Origin of the sequence: Acinetobacter sp. CIP 64.7 (assembly GCF_000369745.1) — a bacterium.
GTDB lineage: Bacteria > Pseudomonadota > Gammaproteobacteria > Pseudomonadales > Moraxellaceae > Acinetobacter > Acinetobacter fasciculus.
In genome coordinates this window covers 1463614-1480813 of record NZ_KB850179.1, presented here as the reverse complement: position 1 = coordinate 1480813, position 17200 = coordinate 1463614, and the positions used below count along the sequence as shown (strand labels likewise).

12 protein-coding genes and 1 rRNA gene are annotated in these 17200 nt (G+C 45.4%); 3 read left to right on the top strand and 10 right to left on the bottom strand.

What is annotated here, in order from left to right; all coding sequences use genetic code 11:
* Positions 1-97: 97 nt before the first annotated feature.
* Together F890_RS13670 and polA are read right to left on the bottom strand one after the other, a co-directional pair.
* On the bottom strand, positions 98-1330 hold the full coding sequence (locus F890_RS13670; RefSeq protein WP_004730312.1) for a transposase: 1233 nt from the start codon (positions 1328-1330) through the stop codon (positions 98-100).
* A gap of 323 nt (positions 1331-1653) precedes the next feature.
* A complete protein-coding gene (gene polA / locus F890_RS13665) occupies positions 1654-4416 on the bottom strand; it encodes a DNA polymerase I (protein WP_004732926.1) in 2763 nt (920 codons plus the stop codon).
* Between the two features lie 161 nt (positions 4417-4577).
* Between polA and F890_RS13660 the strand changes: the two genes are divergently transcribed.
* On the top strand, positions 4578-7286 hold the full coding sequence (locus tag F890_RS13660; protein WP_005103329.1) for a DUF2339 domain-containing protein: 2709 nt from the start codon (positions 4578-4580) through the stop codon (positions 7284-7286).
* Positions 7287-7333: 47 nt separating this feature from the next.
* Here F890_RS13660 and F890_RS13655 read toward each other — a convergent pair whose 3' ends face one another.
* Positions 7334-8257 carry a mechanosensitive ion channel family protein gene (locus F890_RS13655; protein ID WP_005261908.1) on the bottom strand — a complete coding sequence of 308 codons (924 nt, stop codon included), beginning with the start codon at positions 8255-8257 and terminating at the stop codon, positions 7334-7336.
* A 9-nt stretch (positions 8258-8266) separates the two neighbouring features.
* Positions 8267-9046, bottom strand: a complete 780-nt coding sequence (locus tag F890_RS13650; RefSeq protein WP_162924849.1) for a hypothetical protein — start codon at positions 9044-9046, stop codon at positions 8267-8269.
* 144 nt (positions 9047-9190) lie between these two features.
* On the opposite strand from F890_RS13650, the gene gspE reads away from it, so the two are divergent.
* Positions 9191-10678, top strand: coding sequence for a type II secretion system ATPase GspE (gene gspE, locus F890_RS13645; protein WP_005267419.1), 1488 nt, complete (start codon positions 9191-9193; stop codon positions 10676-10678).
* Positions 10679-10728: 50 nt separating this feature from the next.
* Here gspE and F890_RS13640 read toward each other — a convergent pair whose 3' ends face one another.
* From F890_RS13640 to F890_RS13615, 6 genes are all read right to left on the bottom strand, one after another.
* Complete coding sequence (locus F890_RS13640) at positions 10729-11121, bottom strand: DUF4951 domain-containing protein (protein ID WP_005103334.1); 393 nt, start codon at positions 11119-11121, stop codon at positions 10729-10731.
* A 183-nt stretch (positions 11122-11304) separates the two neighbouring features.
* The gene (locus F890_RS13635; RefSeq protein ID WP_005103335.1) at positions 11305-11730 is read right to left on the bottom strand and encodes an organic hydroperoxide resistance protein; all 426 of its coding nucleotides are present in this window, start codon (positions 11728-11730) and stop codon (positions 11305-11307) included.
* Positions 11731-11832: 102 nt separating this feature from the next.
* Complete coding sequence (locus F890_RS13630) at positions 11833-12660, bottom strand: carbon-nitrogen hydrolase family protein (RefSeq protein WP_004647541.1); 828 nt, start codon at positions 12658-12660, stop codon at positions 11833-11835.
* 20 nt (positions 12661-12680) lie between these two features.
* Entirely contained in the window at positions 12681-13199 is a 519-nt protein-coding gene (gene gigB, locus F890_RS13625) for an anti-anti-sigma factor GigB (RefSeq protein WP_005103337.1), read from the bottom strand.
* A 112-nt stretch (positions 13200-13311) separates the two neighbouring features.
* Positions 13312-14280: an RsbU family protein phosphatase GigA gene (gigA, locus tag F890_RS13620; protein WP_004732911.1), complete on the bottom strand. Its 969-nt coding sequence runs from the start codon at positions 14278-14280 to the stop codon at positions 13312-13314.
* Between the two features lie 103 nt (positions 14281-14383).
* On the bottom strand, positions 14384-15283 hold the full coding sequence (locus tag F890_RS13615; RefSeq protein WP_005267413.1) for an MlaA family lipoprotein: 900 nt from the start codon (positions 15281-15283) through the stop codon (positions 14384-14386).
* A 542-nt stretch (positions 15284-15825) separates the two neighbouring features.
* Here F890_RS13615 and F890_RS18310 point away from each other — a divergent pair.
* A 16S ribosomal RNA gene (locus F890_RS18310) occupies positions 15826-17200 on the top strand.

Here is a 17200-nt window from a genome sequence, read left to right as displayed (position 1 = left end):
TTGCCAAACCTTGACAAGTTTTAATCGAAGTGCAAGAAGAAGATGGGATTTTAACCTCTCCCTAACCCTCTCCTGAGAGGCATAGGTATCTACACATCTATGAGATACCTAATGCCATTGTGGCTATCTCATTGAGTTCATCTATTGAATATTCCGAGAGCAGTTGAAGAGTGTTCAGTAAAATCGAAAGCCCTGCCAATAAGGCAGGTGCACTTTCCAACCTACCTCTTTTCTGCTGCCGACCTGAAAGACGGGTGAGAAATACACGAATTTTCTGATGGTGTTCATCTTCAGAACGCTGGATTCGCCAAGTTAAAACACAAGCCATACAGCTAATCAGTAACCGCCTTAAAATGGCTTCAGGTCTGGTCTGAAGCCATGCTTCAATATCATGACCTGCCTGCTTGAGCAGCTTGAAATAGCATTCAATTGTCCAGCGCCAGTAATACCAGGTCGTCATCTCTACCGTAGTAATCTCTGATGGAACATTGCTGATTAGTGACCATCTTGCGACGGTCTTATCCTGATCATCTTTCACTACGGCAACAATTAATCTGGCTTCAATCGCACTCCCTGGCTGGGGAGCAACCCGTTGGCCTGAATCGTCATTTCTCTTCGGTTTTGCTGCACGTGTTATCCGGATAGCAGTTTCTCCCACATGCAACATATGCCGGTTTCCTTTATAGGCAATCGGCTGGACCTGCTGCGTTTCTACTCGTTCTGCGGCTTCTGCAACTTTGCATGTTTTGCCCTGATGCTCAATTCGATGGCCTTCTTTCGCCCGAATCAGCCATTTAAAACCCTGGCTGCTCATTTCCCTTAGGTGGGCAATGGAGTCACCTTCACGATCAATGATATGAACACATGTTTTCTCAATGGGATATTGTTCAATCACTTTGATTTGTTCGGTAAGTGAATCTAGATGAGATTTGCGCCCAGCAGAGTGTTGACTGAATGTGGAATAGCAGCCTGAGGCATCTGATAGTGTCTGCGCCAGTGGCGCAATAGGTAGTCCCGAGGCTGCATCAACCAGCAGACTGCTTTGCAATTCATAGCCTGAATCATATTGATGGGTTCTTTGCAGGCGCTGAATTTTATGATGGTGTTTCACATACTGTAGCTGAGACCAGTCATGAACAATCAATGCATATTGATGCGGTGATGCCTTGATCTGTTCACATGCAAGATGTTCAATTGGCTGGTTTAACTGACTAAAAGAGATTTTGTCATTATTCAGGAATCGCCAGACCGCTTGTGTGGTTGCGAAACTCGACTTTTGGGCAGAAGCCAGGTCTTTGATTGCCGGAGCAAGTGAAGCAAGAGGGTTCATATTGAGCTTTACAAGGCTGTTATAGCGCTTGACAAGACGCTGATCCAGGCCAGAGATGTTAAATTGAAGAGCATGCTCTTCAATTTAACGCAAAGTTCAGGAATTGTGTAGATACCTATGCCTGAGAGGAGAGGGAACTTGGATGCTCTTAACCAGTAGTGCTGCTGATTTCCTAAAAATAGAAAAATATGCGTTCAAAACTTGATAGTAGAAAAGATTTTAATATCGCTGCCTGTAGATGAGGATTATAAATTAAAATCCCCTCCATCCCCTTGCGGAATATATTCCTCACCTCCTATAAGGAAGATGGGGTTAAAGGCACATTAATGCGCCTCATCCCAGTTTTTGCCTTTACCCACTTCTACCACCAATGGTACAGAAATCTGCAATACCGATTGCATCACTTCTGCCAGTTTAGGTGCGAGTTCATCGGCAATGTCTTCATCCACTTCAAATACCAGTTCATCATGTACTTGCAACAGCATTTTGGCCTGATCTTTCGGCAACATCTTGTCGACTTCAATCATCGCCATTTTAATGATATCCGCAGCCGAACCTTGTAGCGGAGCATTAATCGCAGCACGCTCTGCCGCTTTACGCACCATCATATTACGGGCATCAATATCTGGGGTATATAAACGGCGTCCGAGCAGGGTTTCAACAAAGCCTTGTTCTAATGCGACCTGACGGGTACGTTGCATATAGTCATAAATGCCCGGATAACGGTGGAAATATTGCTTGATATAATCCTGTGATTCCTGACGGGTAAAGCCCAACTGTCGGATCAAACCAAACTCGGACATGCCGTAAAGTAGGCCGAAGTTGACGGCCTTGGCCTGACGGCGCTGGTCATTGGTCACTTCTTCCAGAGGAATGCCTAGAACTTCAGCTGCAGTACGGCGATGTACATCCTGACCATGAATAAAGGCATCCAGCAGGGCTTCATCCTGAGATAAATGTGCCATGAGACGCAATTCAATTTGTGAGTAATCGGCTGCCAGCAAGACACGGCCTTCAGGTGCCACAAAAGCCTTACGGATTTGACGGCCAATTTCGGCACGAATCGGAATGTTCTGCAGGTTTGGATCAGTCGATGATAAACGGCCAGTTGCAGTCAGTGCCTGATGATAACTGGTATGCACACGATGGGTATCAGGATTGGCCTGTTTGCATAAGCCATCGGTATAGGTACTTTTCAGCTTGGACAAACCACGATATTCCAGAATTAGCTGGGCAATCGGATGTTCAATTTTTTCCAGTACACTTTCACTGGTACTGTATTGTCCGGTGGTGGTTTTTTTACCGCCTTTTAGCCCCAGCTTTTCAAACAGAACTTCACCGACCTGTTTAGGTGAGCTGACATTAAAGCTTTCACCGGCAATTTCCATGATCTGGTTTTCCAGATTGTGCATGGTGTTGGAAAATTCGCCCCCAAGCTGATCCAGAAAAGCAAGATCCAGTTCGATGCCGTTTTCTTCCATTTGCGTCAGTACACGTGCGACCGGAACTTCAATATTATGCAGAATATTCACCAGTTCAGGGTGTGCCTGCAATTTGCTGCTCAAGACTTCATAAAGGCGATAGGTGACATGTGCATCTTCTGCGGCATAATGTGCTGCAGTTTCAAGTTGAATCTGGTTGAAGGTCTTCTGTTTAGCACCTTTACCGGCCACCTGTTCATAAGTCGTGGTCAGATGACTCAAATACAGACGGGCCACATCATCCATGCCATGACGGGTTGCGACAGAATTCAGGACATAGGAAGCCAGCATGGTGTCGAAATACCAGCCTGCCAGATGAATGCCATGATTTTCCAGTACATGTGCATCATATTTTAGATGATGACCAATTTTCTTTACAGACTCATCTTCCAGAATTGGTTTGATCTGCGCCAGAATTACTTCACGATTCAGCTGCTCCGGTGCGCCTTCATAATCATGTGCCAAGGGAACATAATAAGCATTCTGCGCATCGAAGGCGACCGAGAAACCGACAATCTGTGCAATACGATAATCCAAACTGGTGGTTTCGGTATCAAAGGCAAAACGTTTTTCGGTACTTAGGCGCTCAAACAGTGTGTCCCAGTCCTGCTGGCTTAATACTGTGTGGTAGGTCGCTTGACCTAGCTGGTCATCACTGCTGGTCACAGACGCATGGTCTTCCAGAGGTTCGGGTGCTGCAAGCGCTTTGGCGTTAATAGATTTTGCTGCTTGCTGGTAATTTGAATTATTCGGGTTGTTCGGGTGATCTAAGGACTGCAGCTGGTTACGGAATTCCAGCTCGGTGTACAAATGACGTAAGGTCTCGACATTCGGCTCACACAGTTTTAAATCGTCATAACCAAAGTTAAGATCCAGATCGATCACAATACTGGCCAACTGGTGATCCAGTGCAATGCCATCGACATGTTCTTTAATATTTTGACCGACTTTGCCTTTGATCTTGTCGACATTTTCTAAAATTCCGCCGATCGAGCCATATTCAGTGAGCAGTTTTGCTGCCGTTTTGGCACCTACACCTGGCACGCCCATAATGCCATCTGATGCATCGCCCATCAGGGTGAGATAGTCAATAATCTGATTCGGCCAGACGCCAAACTTTTCAAACACACCGTCGACATCCAGCGGTTTTTCTTTAAAGCTGTCTTCCAGGGTGACTTTTTCGGTCACCAGTTGTGCCATATCTTTATCGCCCGTAGAGATCAGCACCTGATGTCCCATCGCCTCGGCACGTTTGGCCAGTGTCCCAATAATGTCATCGGCTTCGGCACCTGGCAAGGTATGCAGGGGAATGCCCAAAGCGCGGATCAAGGCATGTAGATAAGGAATCTGTTCGGATAATTCCGTTGGCATGCTGGGACGGTCACCTTTATAAATCGGTGACAGCTCGTGCCGGAAGGTTGGCTCTGGGGTATCGAAAATTACCGCCATATGGGTCGGTTGGGTCCGGCGCATCAGTTTTTGAATAGCAGAAATCGCACCACGAATTGCATTGGTATGTAAACCGGTTGACGTGGTTAATGGTGGCAGTGCGTGAAAGGCACGAAATAAAAAGTAAGAGCCATCGACCAAGACAAATGGTGGCATGTAATCAATTCCTTATTCAAAATACAGCGCTATTGTACGTGATTTTTACCGCGCTCGCTGAGGCGAGTCTGAGTTTACAGCTTAGCGAATATCGGCCGAAGATGAAATAAGCAGCACAAGCTGTTGTATGATGGAACGATTCAGGAAAGAGAAATATAAGAATGGCTGCAGGACGGAATGAGTTACGCATGATCTGGCTGATTACCTTGCTGATTACCGGGATCAGCGCCTGGTATCTGGGTTATCAGATTGTGACTTATCTGTGTGGTTTGGGTTTTATCTTTAGCGTGATGCAATATGTCACTGCGGTAGAAGCACCGCTGAATCAATTGGCCGGACAGCAGCAGATGTCCCTAGAACGCAATTCTAAAGTTCCTTTATATATTTCTTCAATTACTGCCATTGTTGGTGGACTGGCTGAACTGGATTGGCTGATGGGAATTGGGATTACGGCCTGGGTATTCTTTTTGCTCAAGTGGCTGCAACGTCTGGAAGGGCGCTTGATACAGCTGCAATCACAATCTCTTTCTGCCGATCCCTTACAGCGATCACCGGATCGATCCGATTCTGTTCCATTGGTGAAAACCGAGTCTGCCCAAGAGGTAAACGATTCTCCTCATCTGGTAGATCAACTGCAGCGCTGGCTTTTTCAGGGGAATCCTGTCCTCAAGGTCGCAATCAGTATTTTGGTGATTGGGATTATTTTACTGCTGCGCTTTGCCACTGAGCACTGGCAACTCAGTCTGGCTGCAAAATTGGGCCTGGTTGCACTGGCAAGTGGCTGTGTAACAGGTCTGGGTTATCGCCTGATGCAAAAAAATCGGAGTTTTGCTCTGGCACTGGAAGGACTGGGTTTGGGGAGTCTGTTCCTGACCTTATTTTTTGCCTATTACAATCTGGTGATTCCCACGTTACCGTTGGCGACTTTGCTATTCCTCATCATTCTGGCCATCACTTTGTATTTAAGTCTGAAACAGGAAAGCATCGAACTGGCCTTGATGGCTTTGCTGATTGCTTATCTGGCGCCGTTTACCTTGCCTACCCGCGATGCTTCGGCTGTTGAGTTGATTAGCTATTATCTGCTGATCAATATCGGGATGGCAGTGCTGAGCAGTTTCCGACCATGGAAGATTCTCAATCAAATTGCTTTTTTAGTCACTGGGGTCGTTGGCGGGATATATAGCCTGATTCATGGTTATACATATGAGCGTTATGCCATGACTGCGCTGATTCTGGCACATAGTGCACTGTTTATCTGGCTAGGTTTCCGCTTTAGCCAGTTGCTGGCACGACAGGATCTCTCACGTTTTCAGTTAAAACCGGTATTGGACTTAGCGCTGATTTTTGCTGCCCCTATTACCGCTTATATTTTTCTGTATCTGATTCATTTTAATCAGCCCAATCAAAAACTCTGGCAAGCTGGGTTAAGCCTGTTCTTTGCACTGGTCTTTGCCGCTTGCTGGACACTGTTGCGCCGTAAACAAACTATCCAGCTCATTTCGCAGAGCTATCTGAGCCTGATGCTGATTTTTCTCGCCTTGGTGCCACCGATCTTATTGACAGAGCAATGGAGTGTGGTCGGCTGGGCCGTTGAAGGTGTTCTGATTTATTTGTGGGCCTTGGAAAAAAATGTCCGGGTAGCACACTATCTGAGCATGGGCTTATTGCTGATGGCCGGATTCAGCAGCCTGTATTATCTGGTCGAGATTAATCCAACACCGCGAATCATTTTCTGGATTTTGAGTCTGTGCTATGTGGCAGTCGTAGTCATCAGCCAGCTTAAAAAACAGTACCAGCAGCAGATGGATAGTCTGAGTGTCAGCTTTTTAAGCAGCGTGAGTGTCGCGGCCAGTCTGATGTTATTTGCCTTGCTGGAAGATGAATTTCCGAGTCAGCATGCCTATGTGCTGAGTTTATTTATCATCACACTGGGTTATGTACTGTTCAATGAAATGATCCTGCGCAAAACCCAGGAATGGTCCTGGTTACTGCCGAAGTGGAGTGGCATCTCGCCCTTGCTGGTCATTGCGGCGATTCTGACCCTGGATCGTAGTCAAAATGCGGTGATTGTCTGGAATAGTAGTTTTGAACGTGGAGTTTTTGCCCTTTCTACGATGCTACTAGCCATTTTGTGGCTTAGACCGTTGGCTGGCTTGCAGCTCTCCAAGGAGTGGATGAGCTTTGGTGTTTTTAGTAGTCTGGCTTTGGCAAGTGTATGCCTGATCCCGAACATGCCTTATCTGAGCATGGTGATTTTACCTTTATTCTTCTGCCTGTGGTGCTATCGACAGGATGTGCAGTCAGGTTGGCAGCAGCTTTGGCAAACCAAGAGCTGTTTATTGCTGATGGGAAGCTGGCTGGTATGTTCACAGCTGTTTAGCCAGCAAGCCTTTCAATATTACTGGCTGCCGATCCTGAATCCTTTTGACCTGATCAGTATCGCCATGTTTGCCAGTTTTATCTGGATGCTGTTACAGCAAATCAAGGTGGGACGTGATAAAGGCATGATGGCGGTTTTAATGGTACTAAGCCTGTTATGGCTTTCCAGTTATATTGTTTTAAGAGCTTTACATGTGTATCTGCAGACACCGTTTAATGAGCTGGCATTATGGAGCAATGCAACAGTTCAACTTAGTCTGACCATACTCTGGGTATTGCTGGCCTGGATCACCATGTGGACAGCAACACTCAGAAAACTGAAACCGATGTGGATTTTAGGTGGCAGTATTCTGGTGATTGTGACTTTGAAACTCGTACTATTTGACCTGTCACATATTGGCACCCTGACCCGGGTGATTTCCTTCTTGCTGGCGGGTGGGGTGATGCTGCTGATTGCTTATATTGCGCCGATGCCGGAGAAGGAGCTTTGAATCCTCTCGCTAACCCTCTCCTTTAAAAAGGAGAGGGAATCTAAGGGTTATTTCAGATCAGGCTCTCTTTTGAGGGTCTTTTCATTGGCATATTGATCGATTTCTTCATTTTCCAAAGGGCGGGAAAGTGGGTGATCGACAAAGCCCATTTTCGGCACCGGAATTTCAATCTGGTTATCGACAAAGCCGTTGCGAATCCGTTCCTGCATTTCATCACGAACTTTCAGGTAGTTTTCCTGTTGGCACCACACTGCAAACAGCAGTTCAATCGAAGATTCACGGAAAGCGGTAACGGTGACTGCAGGTTTCGGGTCGGCCAGAACCAGTGGATACTTGTTGGCAACATCCAGCAGAACTTCGCGCACCTTGATAATATCTTCATGGAAATTGATTGCCAAGGTAATCGGAATCCGCCGTATCGGAAATTTTGACAGGTTTTGTACTGGCGCCCGAATCAGTTGTTCATTTGGCAAACGCACATAGATATTATCTTGGGTCAACAGTTTAACCGAGAGCAGATCAATCGAGATCACTTCACCTTCAATGGTATGTCCACGAATCAAGGTAATCTGGATGGTATCACCGACTTCAAAAGAACCTTCACCAATCAGGAACAGGCCACTGATCAGGTTGGATGCTGATGTTTGCGAAGCGAAACCCAGTGCGACCGTTAAAATCCCGGCAGCGCCGAGGAAGACACTGAGTTTAAAACCGGCTTCCTTGAGGCTGGCCATCACAAACAACAGGAAGATAAAATAGAAAATCCCGCGGCGCCAGACCAGTTTTTGATGAGCATTAAAACGTACACCAATGGTGCGAATAAAGGTATTGGAAATAAAGCGCGCAATCAGGAAACCAATAAAGCACAACACCACCGCCACCAAAACTTCGGTCAAACGATCGGTATTGATATTGGTAAATACTCCCTTCAGGCTGTTGGTGACTTCGGTCGGAATATTTGAACTTGGCATCAGACGCCCTTAGAAAAATGAATCAAACATATTAAATAATGCACCTGCTGGATCACGCGGTGGATGCAGATAGGCCACTTCACCAGCATTTGGTGGCGTGCGGTTTTCGACCCGAATCCGTGGTGGACGGTCCGAACTTTCATGCAAAACGCGGATTTGCGAGGTCCATAAGCGGCCGGTACTTTCACTGTAAAAAAGCGGCAGGGCAGGCACTGGCACATTCATTCGGTCAAAGCGCAATTGCTGGTTACTGGTATTGTGAAACTCAATTGGCGTGACTGCACGAAAGGCTCGCGGATGTAACTGTTTCAGTTCGGTTCTGCCATCAACTGCGGTGGCGTAGCAGATTTCCCCCGAACGGTGATTAGGTCCAAACCAAGTGTCTTTTGGCAAGATTACCGGTAAATCGAAAATCGGTTCGCGTTGACCCTCGACAAAACCGGCAATCCATAAGGGCGTGCTGATATAAAGCGTACCGCGCTGTCCAGCAGGAATATAAATCGGATCGACTGGTTTAATCACCACAGAACGGTCTGCAAGACGTGGCATCAGTTGCAATTTTTTTTGCGTGGATTTGAACATATAGCGTTCAATTTTCACAGGTGGGGGAAAGGCAAAATTCGGATCATCAATCTGATGCCATTGCTGTTCATAATCATATTGCACAGAAGGGCGGAAATATTCCAGTCGCCATTCCTGAATCCCTCGGGTCAGCCGAAACAGCAAGGAGCCAAACTGCCAGGCTTTAGACTGATTTATTTCAAAATTCTGTTCTCCCCACCAGCGCATTTTTGCTGTATTCGGGATTAATTCATCTTTATCTCGCGGCAATCTTGGCACCCTTTCTTGCTAAATCTTTGAAAACATACTTCACGCTGTCATATGCTTAGAGTACACTCAATTTAAATTTTTTCATCATTATTATAATCCGCGATGCAAGTACTTAAACAATTACAAATCCCATATAGCTTCGCCAAGCGCCATGGTGTGCTGTTGCGTTATGAGGGAGATCAGGCCTTTATTCTGCGTCGTGACAATACCTCGATGCTTGCATTGCAGGAAGCTCGCCGTCTGCTCGGTTATCCGGCTCATTTTCAACTCTGTAGCGAACAGGAATTTAACCAGTTACTCAGTTCCAGTTTTGCCGGCGATAGCGGCGAATCGCAACAGGTCGCTGCCGGTCTGGAAGATCATCCGGATTTACTCAGCCTGGCTGATTCCGTACCTGAAGCTGAAGACCTGATGGATCAGGAAGATGATGCGCCGATTGTGCGGCTGATCAATGCATTGCTCTCAGAGGCGATTCGTGTCGGGGCTTCCGATATTCATATTGAATCTTTTGAGAAAAAACTGTCGGTGCGTTTACGGGTCGATGGCCAGTTACGCGAAATTGTACAGCCACGCCGTGAACTGGCACCGCTTCTGGTTTCACGGATTAAAGTCATGGCCAAACTGGATATTGCCGAAAAGCGTATTCCTCAAGATGGCCGTATTTCATTACGCTTGGCCGGACGTGAAGTCGATGTCCGTGTATCCACCTTGCCATCTTCTTATGGGGAGCGGGTGGTGATGCGTTTGCTGGACAAGCAGGCCGGCCGTTTGAACATGACCCATTTGGGTCTGATGAATAATGACTATGATCGACTCAAGACCTTAGTACATCGCCCGCACGGGATTATTCTGGTGACTGGCCCGACCGGTTCGGGTAAAACCACCACCTTGTATGCGGCACTTTCTGACCTGAATGACGGTTCCAAGAATATCCTCACAGCTGAAGATCCGATTGAATATCAGCTGGAAGGCATTGGACAAACGCAGGTCAATACCAAAGTGGATATGACCTTTGCCCGTGCGTTAAAAGCGATGTTACGTCAGGACCCGGATGTGGTCATGGTCGGTGAGATTCGTGATCTGGAAACGGCAGAAATTGCGGTACAGGCATCCCTGACTGGACATCTGGTGTTATCCACCTTGCACACCAATACCGCGATTGGTGCGGTTACGCGTCTGAAAGATATGGGAATTGAACCATTTTTGCTTTCCAGTTCTTTAATCGGGGTAATTGCCCAACGTCTGGTGCGTACCTTGTGTCCACATTGCGCGACTTGGCATGAAGCAGATGCTTTCGAGAAGAATCTATTTGGCAATATTGAGCATCCCCAAGATTTAAAATTACCGCAACCTCAAGGCTGTGAACGTTGTGGCAATACTGGCTTTAGTGGTCGTACCGCGATTTATGAAATTGTGCCAGTCGATGATCATATGCGCCGTTTGATTCATGGCAATGCGGCTGAATATGAAATCGAAAGCTATGCACGTCAGCAGTCAGGTTCCATTCGTGATGATGGTCTGCGTAAAGTATTGGCCGGAAAAACCACGATTGAAGAAGTATTGCGAGTAACCAACGAAGCAGTAGAATAATTTTTTAATCTGCTCGCTTTATCATAATGATCGTCAGGACTTTTGGACATTTACCAGAGACTGACGATTTTTTTCATGAGTTGTGCACGAAAAGGTGCAGTCGGATTTCCCGGATTACGCAGAGTTTCATTTTCATAAAAGTTCTGCCAGGCTTGTGCCATTGCTAAACTCAGTCCTTCCTGTTTCATTGTTTCAACATCTGCCTGAGTAATATTGAGAAAACGGGCTTCAGCATCTTTGGGGCCAGCGCCCCAGCCAATAATCCCTTTACCAAATTCAGGCAGAATCATATTGTTGGGTGTTGCAGGAATGGGTAGGCGTTCAATTTCAGTATTGAGCAGAGATTTTATTTTCGGACGGATTTTTTCTGAGAGATAAAGATCTGCAAAAGAGGTTGTAGCAGTGAGGAGCAGGAGAGAATTCAGAAGAACTAGTTTTAACATCAATATAAATCGAATAAATGTAAATAAGAATCATTATATATAATTTCTTAAGTTTTTGCTGCAGTTTTCAAGTGGGGAAGAGAAGTAGCTTTTGACAAAAGATGAAGCGGGTAAATTTTGAAATTTATAATTGAAGTCTAGCTATCCTGAAACTTTTTTCAGGATAGCTGTTAAATAAAAAAATTAAGTAATTACGTTTAAGTTCACATCAATATTATTACGGGTCGCATTTGAGTATGGACAGACAATATGCGCAGCATCCACCAGTTTTTTTGCTTCTTCCTGATCCATGCCTTCAAGATGGATGTTTAATGTCACTTCGATCCCGAACCCGGTAGGAATCGGACCAATCCCAACATCACCTTCAATATAGGCATCTTTACTGATATTGAGCTTGTCACGATTGGCAACAAATTTCATTGCACCCAAGAAACAGGCGGAATAACCTGCGGCAAAGAGCTGTTCAGGATTGGTTCCACCGCCTGGTCCCCCCATTTCTTTAGGTACGGCCAATTGGACGTCCAGAATCTGATCGTTAGAAATGGCGCGGCCATCACGGCCCCCTGTGGCTTTGGCATGTGCGGTATAGACGGCTTTTTCTAATGACATGAGTTAAATCCCTGTTTATTTTTCGTAGAGCTTCTATGCTCGGTGATTTCACCTGAAGAATAAGCAGGGATTTTGTTATTTTATGCAAGCAAATGAAACGATTCAGGAAAGTTGAAGAAGTCTACGGTGTTGCATTAAAGGCATGGATTCACGCACTTTTTGCTGTTCATTTAAATCAAAGTCGACGGTGATGAGTTGAGCACCTTCTGCATGGATCATATTAAGAAGTTGTCCACGACTATTGGTGGCGGCTGCATGTCCCCAAGTCTGGCGTTTTTCTCCATGCCAGCCTTGTTGAGCTGCACCAAGCACCGAACATTGGCTATCTAGAGCACGTGTTTGCAGAAGAAGCTGCCAGTGCATTTCACCTGTGGTATAGGTAAAAGCAGAAGGTGCGGTCAAGAGGTTTGCACCTTTGGCTCGTAGATTTAACGCTAGTTCCGGAAAACGCAGGTCATAACAGACCATTAAACCAATATTACCAAAAGGGGTTTTGGCTACGACAACATCTGTGCCGGGCTCAAAGAACTTGGATTCCTGATAACCGCCTACAGCATCACCGACTTGCACATCAAACAAGTGAATTTTGTCATAACGCGCTTCGGTCCGTTCCGGACTGATACACAGGCTAACGGTACGCACGCGGCCATCTTCAATGATCGAACCATCCGGACGATAAGGGCAGGGTAATGTACCAGCGACGATCCAGGTGTCATATTGATGGGCAAGTTGTTCCAGACGCTGCTGAATCACTTCAAATTGTGCAGCAGTTTCACGCTGTTTTCCTGCGGCAAAACAGACAAAGTTTTCCGGGAAAACAATCAGTTCAGCTCCATTGGCCTTACTTTGTTGAATTAAAGATTCAATCTCCACGAAATTGGCATCAATTTCATTTTGAGAATTCATTTGTACAACAGAAAGTAAAGTCATAGGGTCCTCTTATAAGATGGTTATACCTTTTGCTCGGAAATTTTATCTAAATTGTCTTGCTCTTTCTGTAGCTGTTTGACTAAAGGTTCAAACATGTTCTGATTGCTTTGATTCAGTTTCATCAAGGTTTTATGCGCATCCAGAACCGTATTCAGCATATTTTGATGCGTGACATATTCTTCCATCAGCGCACGTGTGCAGACATTTGGATCACCACAATAATTCAGAATCACAAACACTTGGCTCAATCCCATACTGTTGGCCAAAGTGGTAATGTCAGAATTGGTAGAAAGCATGACAGCCTGAATATTGTGTACTTGCTTGAGTTTGAGTCCTAGTTTCGCTAAAACACCCAGTACGGTACTGTCAATGAAACTGGTTTCGGTGAGATCAACGATAGCGCCAACTACGTTGTCTTGCTGTTCAATTTTGTTCAGTAATTTGTCTAGACTAATACAAGATTGGGCACGCACTTCGCCGATAAGCTTAAAAATATGCGTTCCATTCAGACTTGCATATTCAACATGACCTGTTGACATATAAATGCCATTTGCAGAGAAGGATATTAAATTATCCCATAGGGTGTATTGATACTCAAGTGGCTGAAAGTAGTAATCAAATTAAGTGCTTATAAAGCCTGTAAATATACTGCTAATTTACGCGGATAAAGCTTAAAAAGGCGATATCGTCAGCCACATGTTCCGGAGCCTGAAAAGATTGATTCTGCAAATGGTGTAATAATTGCGAGAATTGTTCATTTAAACCACCATCAAAAGGTTCCAGTGCGCCATCCGAACAGATAATAAAGCGCGCATTGCGACTTAATACCCATTCATTTTCCTCAACTTCAAGATCTTCGGTTAAGCCCAAAGGGAAACTGCTGGAAGAGAGGATTTTAGGTTCTTGATTGGGTTCAAATATAATCGGTGGAGGATAATGTCCAGCGCTGGACCATTTTAATACATGGGTTTCCAGATTAAGAATCCCGGCAATCATGGTGATGTGCTTTTCAATATTTTCCTGCATCAGCATACCGTTCAGCTTCTTGATCAGCTCGCGCGGCGTCTTGGAGCGACCATGGAAAGCTGCCATCCAGGACGTGAGCAAACTACTGGTGACGCCATGTCCGGATACATCGGCCAAATAGAAAATCACTTCTTTGTCGCTGATTTTCCAATAATCATACCAATCCCCTGAAAGATAGGCTGAAGGCTGAAAATAGGTTTCGACCTCGTAATTGGTCAGTTCAATCGGATTCGGTAACAATTTTTTTTGTAGTTCTGCAGCAGAAGGCAGGTCACGGCTATCCTGGTTACGCTTATATTGTGCATCAATTTTTTGTAATGCCAGATCTGGATTCTCGGGAAGCTTGTTCCAGATCCAGCCGGCTAAAGCACCTTGTTCCCAGGCCTGAGCCAAAGCAGTACCTTCATTTTCTAAGGCCAGTACAATCGTAGGCAGATTCCACTTATATTTCAGATAATCATGTACATCTGCAATCGCAATAATCGTAGAGTCATACAGTTCATGATCATCCAGATAGATCATCTGAACATGAGGAAGCGTATCAAGTACTTGATCTAAGTAAGGAATATCACGAGTCGGTTGAATGAAATACATAAAAAAGTGATTCAATCCCAGGATTGGCTATAAGATGTACTATAACAAGCAAAGTATTGCTAGCGAACAGATTTTCACTAGCAATCATACATGAAGCTTAAACTTAAAGATCTTCGTTTGAAGATTCAATGTTGCTATCACTAGAAGGTGCATCATCAGAATTGTCATCTTCAAAATCATCTTCTAGGAAAAGCGTATCTTGTTCTGTACCTTTCTTTTCTGCAATTGCATAATTGGTACGTTGTAAATAAATATCGCGAATCTGCGCATAGCGATCGCCAGTCAGCACTCCTTCAACGTCCAGTATTTCTGAACGGGTATCGATGGCACGCCAAAACTGATCAGTCCAGTAAAGTCCATCTTCATCTTCGAGAATGTATTTTTGTGGACGAGCTTGACTATCTACAGCAGTACCGATTACGCCACGGACAGAACTTGGACCTAAAAATGGCAACATGATATAAGGGCCAGAAGGCACGCCATAATAACCTAAGGTAATTCCAAATTTTTCCTCTTTATGACTCAAGCCCAGGCGACGCGCTGGATCAGCCAGTCCTAAAGTTGTTAAGGTGTTAATGGTAAAACGACCTAGGGATTTAGCAGCGCGGGCAGGACGACCTTGAATCAGCTGATTCACCACATTCCAAGGTTCACCTAGGTTACTGCGGAACTGGGTATAGCTGCCACGAACATCTTGAGGAACTTTTTCCACATATTGTACGGCTATGGGACGTACCACGGTGCGGTCAATCGCATCATTAAACTGATAGATCTTTCTATTTAACGGTTGAAAAGGATCTTTAACTTCTTCAGCCTGTGCTGCACTGGCATCAACTTTCAGTTGCGTTTGTAATTGTTGCGCTTTGGTCGAGATTTTTGTTCTAAGCGGCGTTTTTGCAGGCTCGTTTTCCAGATTTTCCACACTGGTGGCCGCCTCGGCGAAAACATGTGCGCTTGAAGCTAAAGAAAATAAGCATATAGATAAGTAAATAGAACGATGCATAAGGTAACCTGAGGCCTTTTCTGTGTAAGTAGCACTACTTATTAGTATAAAAATAATAAACGTTATATTCACGAATAGACATCATTTAAGCAAATTTGTATAAAAAATGAATGAAAACACACGAAAAGCTTAAAAAATATACATACAAAATGATTTTCTTGAAAAAGGTGTTGCACGGGCTCTGAAATGCTGTAGAATGCACATCCATCGGCGGTGATGAAGATTAAAACTTCTGATAAAACAGTGGCTTAGTTAAGTTTAATTAAGTTGGGTTTTATTTGATAAGTTTGAAAAATAGTTTTCATTACTGGTTGACTTTCTAGAGATAGAGAGTAATATAGCCGACCTAGCTTGCTGGTGACGAATTAGCAAGAAGATCATTAAGAGATTATGAAGAACAACTTGTGTGGATTTTTACTGGTTGATTGATCGAAATTATTTTCATTGATTGATGGTAGAAATTACTCGAAGTTTATTTGAGAAATATTTGTCAGAAAATTGATGAGCCAAGATTGGCACCCTTTAAGGTGCTACATAGTATTAAACTGAAGAGTTTGATCATGGCTCAGATTGAACGCTGGCGGCAGGCTTAACACATGCAAGTCGAGCGGGGAAAAGTAGCTTGCTACATTACCTAGCGGCGGACGGGTGAGTAATGCTTAGGAATCTGCCTATTAGTGGGGGACAACATCTCGAAAGGGATGCTAATACCGCATACGTCCTACGGGAGAAAGCAGGGGACCTTCGGGCCTTGCGCTAATAGATGAGCCTAAGTCGGATTAGCTAGTTGGTGGGGTAAAGGCCTACCAAGGCGACGATCTGTAGCGGGTCTGAGAGGATGATCCGCCACACTGGGACTGAGACACGGCCCAGACTCCTACGGGAGGCAGCAGTGGGGAATATTGGACAATGGGGGGAACCCTGATCCAGCCATGCCGCGTGTGTGAAGAAGGCCTTTTGGTTGTAAAGCACTTTAAGCGAGGAGGAGGCTACCGAGATTAATACTCTTGGATAGTGGACGTTACTCGCAGAATAAGCACCGGCTAACTCTGTGCCAGCAGCCGCGGTAATACAGAGGGTGCAAGCGTTAATCGGATTTACTGGGCGTAAAGCGCGCGTAGGTGGCCAATTAAGTCAAATGTGAAATCCCCGAGCTTAACTTGGGAATTGCATTCGATACTGGTTGGCTAGAGTATGGGAGAGGATGGTAGAATTCCAGGTGTAGCGGTGAAATGCGTAGAGATCTGGAGGAATACCGATGGCGAAGGCAGCCATCTGGCCTAATACTGACACTGAGGTGCGAAAGCATGGGGAGCAAACAGGATTAGATACCCTGGTAGTCCATGCCGTAAACGATGTCTACTAGCCGTTGGGGCCTTTGAGGCTTTAGTGGCGCAGCTAACGCGATAAGTAGACCGCCTGGGGAGTACGGTCGCAAGACTAAAACTCAAATGAATTGACGGGGGCCCGCACAAGCGGTGGAGCATGTGGTTTAATTCGATGCAACGCGAAGAACCTTACCTGGTCTTGACATAGTAAGAACTTTCCAGAGATGGATTGGTGCCTTCGGGAACTTACATACAGGTGCTGCATGGCTGTCGTCAGCTCGTGTCGTGAGATGTTGGGTTAAGTCCCGCAACGAGCGCAACCCTTTTCCTTATTTGCCAGCGGGTTAAGCCGGGAACTTTAAGGATACTGCCAGTGACAAACTGGAGGAAGGCGGGGACGACGTCAAGTCATCATGGCCCTTACGACCAGGGCTACACACGTGCTACAATGGTCGGTACAAAGGGTTGCTACCTCGCGAGAGGATGCTAATCTCAAAAAGCCGATCGTAGTCCGGATTGGAGTCTGCAACTCGACTCCATGAAGTCGGAATCGCTAGTAATCGCGGATCAGAATGCCGCGGTGAATACG

Coding starts and splice junctions, on each gene's coding strand:
- F890_RS13670 (WP_004730312.1), bottom strand. CDS start 1,330: ATGAACCCTCTTGCTTCACTTGCTCCGGCAATCAAAGACCTGGCTTCT.
- polA (WP_004732926.1), bottom strand. CDS start 4,416: ATGCCACCATTTGTCTTGGTCGATGGCTCTTACTTTTTATTTCGTGCC.
- F890_RS13660 (WP_005103329.1), top strand. CDS start 4,578: ATGGCTGCAGGACGGAATGAGTTACGCATGATCTGGCTGATTACCTTG.
- F890_RS13655 (WP_005261908.1), bottom strand. CDS start 8,257: ATGCCAAGTTCAAATATTCCGACCGAAGTCACCAACAGCCTGAAGGGA.
- F890_RS13650 (WP_162924849.1), bottom strand. CDS start 9,046: ATGCGCTGGTGGGGAGAACAGAATTTTGAAATAAATCAGTCTAAAGCC.
- gspE (WP_005267419.1), top strand. CDS start 9,191: ATGCAAGTACTTAAACAATTACAAATCCCATATAGCTTCGCCAAGCGC.
- F890_RS13640 (WP_005103334.1), bottom strand. CDS start 11,121: ATGTTAAAACTAGTTCTTCTGAATTCTCTCCTGCTCCTCACTGCTACA.
- F890_RS13635 (WP_005103335.1), bottom strand. CDS start 11,730: ATGTCATTAGAAAAAGCCGTCTATACCGCACATGCCAAAGCCACAGGG.
- F890_RS13630 (WP_004647541.1), bottom strand. CDS start 12,660: ATGACTTTACTTTCTGTTGTACAAATGAATTCTCAAAATGAAATTGAT.
- gigB (WP_005103337.1), bottom strand. CDS start 13,199: ATGTCAACAGGTCATGTTGAATATGCAAGTCTGAATGGAACGCATATT.
- gigA (WP_004732911.1), bottom strand. CDS start 14,280: ATGTATTTCATTCAACCGACTCGTGATATTCCTTACTTAGATCAAGTA.
- F890_RS13615 (WP_005267413.1), bottom strand. CDS start 15,283: ATGCATCGTTCTATTTACTTATCTATATGCTTATTTTCTTTAGCTTCA.